Genomic DNA, 1,350 nt, shown 5'->3' on the forward strand with positions numbered 1-1,350 from the left:
TCAAGGACATTCGTGTACGCCAGGCCGTCAACCACGCCATCAACCGCAAGGGCCTGGCCGACAGCCTGGTGCGCGGCGGCAGCCAGCCGGTGTATTCGCCGTGCTTTCGCACCCAGTTCGGCTGCGAAACCGAAAAAGAGGTGAAGTACACCTACGACCCGGCCAAGGCCAAGGCACTGCTGGCGGCCGCGGGTTACCCCAACGGCTTCGACACCGACCTGTGGGCTTACCGCGAGCGTGAATATGCCGAAGCCATGGTGGGCGACCTGCGCAAGGTGGGCATACGTGCGCGCCTGCATTTTGTGCAGTACCCGGTGCTGCGCACCGAAATCTACTCGGGCCGCGCGCCCCTGACCTTCCAGTCCTGGGGATCGTTTTCCATCAACGACGCGTCCGCGTTTGTCGGCAACTACTTTGAAGGCGGCCCGGACGACACCGCCAAAGACCCGCAGGTGATTGCACTGCTGAAAACCGCCGACAGCACAGTGGACAAGACCGAGCGCAAGAAGAAATATGCACAGGCCCTGCAGCGCATCAGCGAGCAGGCCTACATGGCGCCCATGTTCTCCTACTCCACCAACTACGCCTTCACGCCGGACCTCAAATTCACGGCGCATGCGGACGAGCTGCCGCGCTTCGTCCAGTCCAGCTGGAAGTAGCCACGACGGCCCAGCCGTGCGCCGCCTGGCTGGGCTGACCCGCGCAGTCCGCTAACGCAACAACCGGGGCATTCCCATGCTGCAATACATATTCCGCCGCTTTCTGGTGGCCCTGAGCGTCATGCTCACGGTAGCCGTCGTCAGCTTCATGCTGCTGCACCTTTCCGGCGACCTGGCGGCTTCCATCGCCGGCGCCGAGGCAAACGCCGCAGCCGTCGAGGAAGTGCGCGTCCAGTACGGCCTGAACCGCCCCATCACCACCCAGTTTTTTGACTGGCTGTGGGGCGCGCTGCACCTGGACTTCGGGCGTTCGTTCTTCTTCCAGAACACCGTGATGGAGCTCATCGGCGAGCGCCTGCCCATCACGCTCAAGCTGGGCGCCGTGTCCCTGTTGCTGGCGGTRTCGGTGGCGATTCCGCTGGGCGTGCTGGCTGCCGTCTACCGGGACACCTGGATAGACCGGCTGGCCCTGATGGTGGCGGTGGTCGGCCAGGCCATGCCCAACTTCTGGTTTGCGCTGACGCTGATCCTGCTCTTCGCCGTCGGGCTGCACTGGCTGCCCGTTGCGGGCAACACCACCTGGCAGCACTTTGTGTTGCCGGCCGTCGCGCTGGGCTACTACGCCATGCCGTCGCTGATGCGCCTGACGCGCGCGGGCATGCTGGACGTGCTGGGCGCGGACTACATCCGC

General features: G+C 64.7%; 2 protein-coding genes. Both read left to right on the forward strand.

All coding sequences use genetic code 11. The features are described 5' to 3' along the window. On the forward strand, nucleotides 1–659 hold a 659-nt coding region (locus AC1D1P_RS23480; RefSeq protein WP_477674661.1), incomplete at its 5' end, for an ABC transporter substrate-binding protein. A 76-nt stretch (nucleotides 660–735) separates the two neighbouring features. After that, a partial coding sequence (locus AC1D1P_RS23485; RefSeq protein ID WP_477674662.1) for an ABC transporter permease occupies nucleotides 736–1,350 on the forward strand: 615 nt, incomplete at its 3' end.

The sequence above is a fragment of the Polaromonas sp. P1_E1_2 genome, from assembly GCF_056406035.1.